We start from the raw sequence: 5,895 nt of genomic DNA on the forward strand, positions 1-5,895 counted from the left end.
AGATCCTGCGGCAGGGCGGCAACGCCGTCGACGCGGCCGTCGCCACGGCCGCCGCGCTCGGCGTCACCGAGCCCTACTCGGCCGGAATCGGCGGAGGCGGCTACTTCGTCCACTACGACGCCCGGTCCCGCACGGTGCACACCCTCGACGGCCGCGAGACGGCCCCGCTGACCGCCGACTCCGGACTCTTCCTGGAGAACGGCGAGCCGGTCCCGTTCGCCGAGGCCGTCAGCAGCGGACTCGGCGTCGGCACCCCCGGCACGCCCGCCACCTGGCAGCGGGCGCTCGACACCTGGGGCAAGCGCGGCCTCGGCACGGTCCTGAAGCCCGCCGAACGACTCGCCCGCGACGGCTTCACCGTCGACGACACCTTCCGCGCGCAGACCGCCGCGAACGAGACCCGCTTCCGGTACTTCCCCGACACCGCCCGGCTGTTCCTCCCGGGCGGCGAACTCCCGGTGGTCGGCTCCACCTTCAAGAACCCCGACCTGGCCCGCACCTACGCGGAGCTGCGCCGCAAGGGTGTCGGCGCCCTGTACCGGGGAGCCATCGGCCGGGACATCGTGGACACGGTCAACGAACCGCCCGTGGACCCGGAATCCGGCTGGAACGCCCGTCCGGGCGAGCTGTCCGCCCGTGACCTCGCCGTCTACCGCGCCAAGTCCCAGCCGCCCACGAAGACCTCCTACCGAGGCCTGGACGTCTACTCCATCGCACCCTCCTCCTCGGGCGGCACGACCGTCGGCGAGGCGCTCAACATCCTGGAGCGCACCGGCCTGTCCCGCGCGAGCGACGTCCAGTACCTGCACCGGTTCATCGAGGCGAGCCGGATCGCGTTCGCCGACCGGGGACGCTGGGTCGGCGACCCGGCCTTCGAGGACGTACCGACGAGGGAACTGCTCTCCCAGCGGTTCGCCGACTCACGCGCGTGCCTGATCAGGGACGACGCCGTCCTCACCAGTCCCCTCGCCCCCGGCGACCCCCGCGACCCGGAGCCCTGTGCCACCGGCGGCGAGGCCGCGCCGACGACGTACGAGGGCGACAGCACCACGCACCTCACCACCGCCGACCGCTGGGGCAACGCCGTCGCCTACACCCTCACCATCGAGCAGACCGGCGGCAGCGGCATCACCGTGCCCGGCCGGGGGTTCCTGCTGAACAACGAGCTGACGGACTTCTCCTTCGCCCCGGCGAACCCGGCCGTGCACGACCCGAACCTGCCCGGCCCCGGCAAGCGGCCCCGGTCGTCGATCGCGCCCACCATCGTGCTCGACCGGCACGACAGGCCGGTGGTGGCGCTCGGCTCGCCCGGCGGCTCCACCATCATCACCACCGTGCTGGGGACCCTCACCGGTTTCCTCGACCGCGGGCTGCCCCTGGCCGACGCGATCGCCGCGCCCCGCGCCAGCCAGCGCAACACGGCGCAGACGGACCTCGAACCCGGCCTGTACGACAGTGAGCTGCGGCGGAGCCTGGAGGCCCTCGGGCACTCCTTCCGGGAGAACCCGGAGATCGGCGCGGTCACCGGTGTTCAGCGGCTGCCGGGCGGCAAGTGGCTCGCGGCGGCCGAGAAGGACCGCAGGGGCGGCGGCTCGGCCATGGTGGTGCGTCCGGCACGCTGAACGCGCCGAAGGGGCGCCCGGCCCGGGCGCCCCTTCGCGCGGCTCACAGCTCGGGCGCCGGTGTCTCCCGGGTACGGAACGTCAGGCTTCCGTCCTGCGCGTCCACCGTCACCCGGCCGCCCTCCTGGAGACGGCCGTCCAGGAGCAGCCGGGAGAGCTGGTTGTCGACCTCGCGCTGGATGGTGCGGCGCAGCGGCCGGGCGCCGTACTCGGGCTGGAAGCCGCGCTCGGCCAGCCAGTCCACGGCCGCGTCGGTGAAGTCGACCGAGACGTTCCGCCCCTTGAGCCCGCGCCGGGTGCCCTCCAGCAGCAGGTCCGTGATCCGCCGCAGCTCCTCGGCGGTCAGCTGGCGGAACACCACGATCTCGTCGATCCGGTTGAGGAACTCGGGCCGGAAGTGGTCCCGCAGCGGCCGCAGGATCTGCTCGCGGCGCGCCTCCTCGTCCGCGTCCGCGCCGCCGGAAGCGAATCCCAGGGTGGCGCCGCGCCGGGTGATCGCCTCGGAACCGAGATTGCTGGTCATCACGATGACGGTGTTGGTGAAGTCCACCGTCCGGCCCTGCGAGTCGGTGAGCCGGCCGTCGTCCAGGACCTGGAGGAGGATGTTGAAGACGTCCGGGTGCGCCTTCTCCACCTCGTCCAGCAGGAGCAGCGAATAGGGGTGCCGGCGCACCACCTCGGTGAGCTGCCCGGCCTCCTCGTGCCCCACATAGCCGGGCGGGGCGCCCACCAGCCGGCTGACCGTGTGCCGCTCCTGGTACTCGCTCATGTCGAGGCGCACCATCCGGTCCTCGCTGCCGAACAGCGCCTCGGCGAGCGCCCGCGCCAGCTCCGTCTTGCCGACACCCGTCGGCCCGAGGAACAGGAAGCTGCCGATCGGCCGGTCGGGGCTGGAGAGCCCCGCGCGGGAGCGCAGCACGGCGTCCGAGACGACGCGCACCGCCTCTTCCTGGCCGACGACCCGCTCGTGCAGATGCTGCTCCAGGCCCAGCAGCCGGTCCTTCTCCTCCTCGGTGAGGCGGCTGACCGGGATGCCCGTCTGCCGGGCCACCACCTCGGCGATCGCCTCGGAGTCCACCCACAGGCTCTGGCCCTCGTCGACCTCGTCCTCGCCGCCCGTCTCCGTGATCCGCTGCCTCAGCTCCACGATGCGGTCCCGCAGCTGCGTGGCCCGCTCGTACTGCTCGTCGGCGACCGCCTGGTCCTTGTCACAGGTGAGCTGCTCGATCTCGCGCTCCAGGGCCCGTACGTCCGTGCCCTTGGTGCGGGCCCGCAGCCGCACCCGGGCGCCGGCCTGGTCGATCAGGTCGATGGCCTTGTCCGGCAGCCGGCGGTCGCTCAGATAGCGGTCGGACAGCTCCACGGCCGACACCAGCGCCTCGTCGGTGTAGCGGACCTGGTGGTGGGCCTCGTAACGGTCCCGCAGACCGCGCAGGATCTCGATCGCGTCCGCGGGGGTCGGCTCCGGCACCATGATCGGCTGGAAGCGGCGGGCCAGCGCGGCGTCCCTCTCGATCCGCCGGTACTCCTCGAGCGTGGTCGCCCCGACGATGTGCAGCTCGCCGCGGGCGAGGGCCGGCTTGAGGATGTTGCCGGCGTCCATCGATCCGCCCTCGCCGCCGCCTCCGGCACCGACGACGGTGTGCAGCTCGTCGATGAAGATGATCAGCTGGTCGGAGTGGGAGCGGATCTCCTCGACGATGTTGTTCATCCGCTCCTCGAAGTCGCCCCGGTAGCGGGTTCCGGCGACGACCGCGGTCAGGTCCAGGGCGACCACGCGCCGGCCGATGAGTATGTCGGGCACGTCCCCCTCGGCGATCCGCTGGGCCAGCCCCTCGACGACGGCGGTCTTGCCGACACCGGCGTCACCGATCAGCACCGGGTTGTTCTTGCCGCGCCGGGAGAGCACCTCGACGGTCTGTTCGATCTCCTGGTCCCGGCCGATCACCGGGTCGATCCGGCCCTCGCGGGCCATCGAGGTGAGGTCACGGCCGTACTTGTCCAGCGTCGGGGTGCCCGTGGCGGGGCGGGGGCGCTCGGCGCGCTGCTGCTGGGCGTCCGCTGCCTCGGGCGGGGGAGCGGGGGCGTAGCGGGCGGCGTGGAGGATGTGCCCGGCGGCGGAGTCGGGGTTGGCGGCGAGGGCGCTGAGCACATGCTCCGGGCCGATGTAGCCGACGCCGCTCGCCCGGGCCATCTCGTGTGCGTCCAGGAGCGCCCGCTTCACGGCGGGGGTCAGGGAGAGCGAGGTCGGCGGTGGGGCGTCGTCCGGGGCGTGCTGGGTGGGGCCCGACCGGTCGTCGATCTGGGACGCGAGGGAGTCCGGGTCCGCGCCCGCCCGGCTGAGCAGGCTGCGCGTCGGCTCCGCGGTGAGGGCGGCGCGCAGGAGGTGCTGGGTGTCCAGGTCACGGCTGCCGTGCTCGGCGGCGTACTGGGCGGCGCCGCGGACCAGTTCTCTGGCGGGCCGGCTGAGGAGCCTGCCGATGTCGATCTGGCGGGGGCGCTGTCCGCTGAAGAACCGGGCGAGGAATTCTGCGAACGGGTCACCCTCCGGGCCGACGAAACCACTCGTCATCGTCATCCGTTCCTTCGCTGGGTCGACGTGCCGGGGCCGGGTAACCCGGGCGGGGCTCGCTCATGCCAACGATGGCACGATCCTTTTGGGTGGGCATGTCCGGAACCGGGGTGCCGGGTGCCGGGTGCGGTGGGGGTTGTCCGGGTCGGCGTTCCGGTGCGGCCGGTGTGGGGCTGGGCGGGGGTGGGTGCGCGGCCCGGCGCTTGCGGGCTGCCGTCGCGCCCTCCCGTGCCGCCCGGGGGGCGCCTCCCAGGCCCTTGAGGCACTGGGGTAGGCGCGACGGCCCGCGGGAGCGGGAGCGGGGGTGGTCAGGCGGTGAGGGTGCGGGGGCCTGATGCGGTGATCGCCACGGTGTGTTCCGCGTGGGCGGCTCGGGAGCCGTCGTTCGTGCGCAGGGTCCAGCCGTCGCCGTCGGCGTGCCACGCGTCGTCGCCGCCGGCGATGAGCATCGGCTCGATCGCCAGGACCAGGCCGTGCCGCAGCGGCATGCCCCTGCCCCGCGGGCCCTCGTTCGGAACGGACGGGTCCTCGTGCATGCGCCGGCCGATGCCGTGGCCCCCGAAGCCGTCCATGATCCCGTACCCCGCCTCGCGGCACACCGTGCCGATCGCGTGCGCGATGTCGCCGATGCGGTTGCCGACGACGGCCGCCCCGATCCCCGCGGCGAGCGCCCGCTCGGTGGTCTCGATCAGCCGTACGTCGGCCGGACGCGGGGTGCCCACCGTGAAACTGATCGCCGAGTCCCCGGCCCAGCCGCCCAGTTGTGCGCCGCAGTCGATGGAGACGAGGTCCCCGTCGCGCAGCCGGTAGCCGTCCGGGATGCCGTGCACGATCGCGTCGTTGACGGAGGCGCAGATCACGGCGGGGAACGGGGTCGGCGCGAAGGAGGGCCGGTAGCCCAGGAAGGGCGAGGTCGCGCCCGCCGCGCGCAGTACCTCCCGCGCCACCTCGTCCAGCTCCAGCAGGGAGACGCCCACGTCGGCGGCCTTCCGGACGGCCGTCAGCGCGCTCGCGACGACCTGGCCGGCCTCGTACATGGCATCGATCGATGTATCGGTCTTGAGTTCCACCATGCCAATTACTATACCGGTATTAGAATGGTGCTCATGGTGCGCACCCCCTTGACCCCCGAAGAGCGCGAACGCGGCGAACGGCTCGGCCGGCTGCTGCGTGAGGCGCGCGGCAGCCGCAGTATGACCGAGGTGGCGGCGGGCGCCGGCCTCTCCGCGGAGACCCTCCGCAAGATCGAGACGGGGCGGGCCCCGACCCCGGCGTTCTTCACGGTGGCCGCCCTGGCGGGTGAGCTCGGCCTGTCGATGGACGAGCTGATGGGGCGCTGCGCGCCGCCGCCGGGCGCGTCGATCGCCGCCTGAGTCTGCCGCACCCCGCCGAGCGCGTCGTGTCCCGCCGTATCCCCCCGCATCCCGCCGGAAAAGTCTCCGTAGCACCGCTGTAACGCGACGGGTGTTACCTACGGATCCGAGTGGTCCGGAGCTGGCGGGAGTTGGGTATGGCGACAGAGCAACTCCCGCTCGGGATGCGGGAGTTCGCGCACTATCTGCGGGATCTGCTGGCGCGCATCGACCGGTACGACGGCTGGTGCCTGGTGTTCTGGCAGCGGGACCCCGAAGGCATGCGGGCCTGCGTCGAGGGGCGCGAACCGCCTCCCTGGGACGTGGTGGAGTCCCTGCTCCACGACCT

General features: G+C 73.0%; 4 protein-coding genes and 1 pseudogene. 3 read left to right on the top strand and 2 right to left on the bottom strand.

All coding sequences use genetic code 11. The features are described 5' to 3' along the window. The coding region (ggt, locus tag B9S61_RS10895; protein ID WP_103542072.1) for a gamma-glutamyltransferase at window positions 1–1,622 on the top strand (1,622 nt) is incomplete at its 5' end. Between the two features lie 43 nt (window positions 1,623–1,665). Here the strand turns inward: ggt and B9S61_RS10900 are convergent. After that, entirely contained in the window at window positions 1,666–4,194 is a 2,529-nt protein-coding gene (locus B9S61_RS10900) for an ATP-dependent Clp protease ATP-binding subunit (protein ID WP_103542074.1), read from the bottom strand. Between the two features lie 308 nt (window positions 4,195–4,502). Continuing rightward, window positions 4,503–5,267, bottom strand: coding sequence for a type I methionyl aminopeptidase (map, locus tag B9S61_RS10905; protein ID WP_103542073.1), 765 nt, complete (start codon window positions 5,265–5,267; stop codon window positions 4,503–4,505). 33 nt (window positions 5,268–5,300) lie between these two features. Here map and B9S61_RS10910 point away from each other — a divergent pair, with 33 nt between their 5' ends. Together B9S61_RS10910 and B9S61_RS10915 are read left to right on the top strand one after the other, a co-directional pair. Continuing rightward, window positions 5,301–5,567: a helix-turn-helix domain-containing protein gene (locus B9S61_RS10910; RefSeq protein ID WP_103542075.1), complete on the top strand. Its 267-nt coding sequence runs from the start codon at window positions 5,301–5,303 to the stop codon at window positions 5,565–5,567. Window positions 5,568–5,704: 137 nt separating this feature from the next. Further along, window positions 5,705–5,895: pseudogene (locus B9S61_RS10915) on the top strand (hypothetical protein); the annotation flags it as partial.

The sequence above is a fragment of the Streptomyces sp. SM1 genome (genome assembly GCF_002910825.1).
Lineage (GTDB): Bacteria > Actinomycetota > Actinomycetes > Streptomycetales > Streptomycetaceae > Streptomyces > Streptomyces okerensis.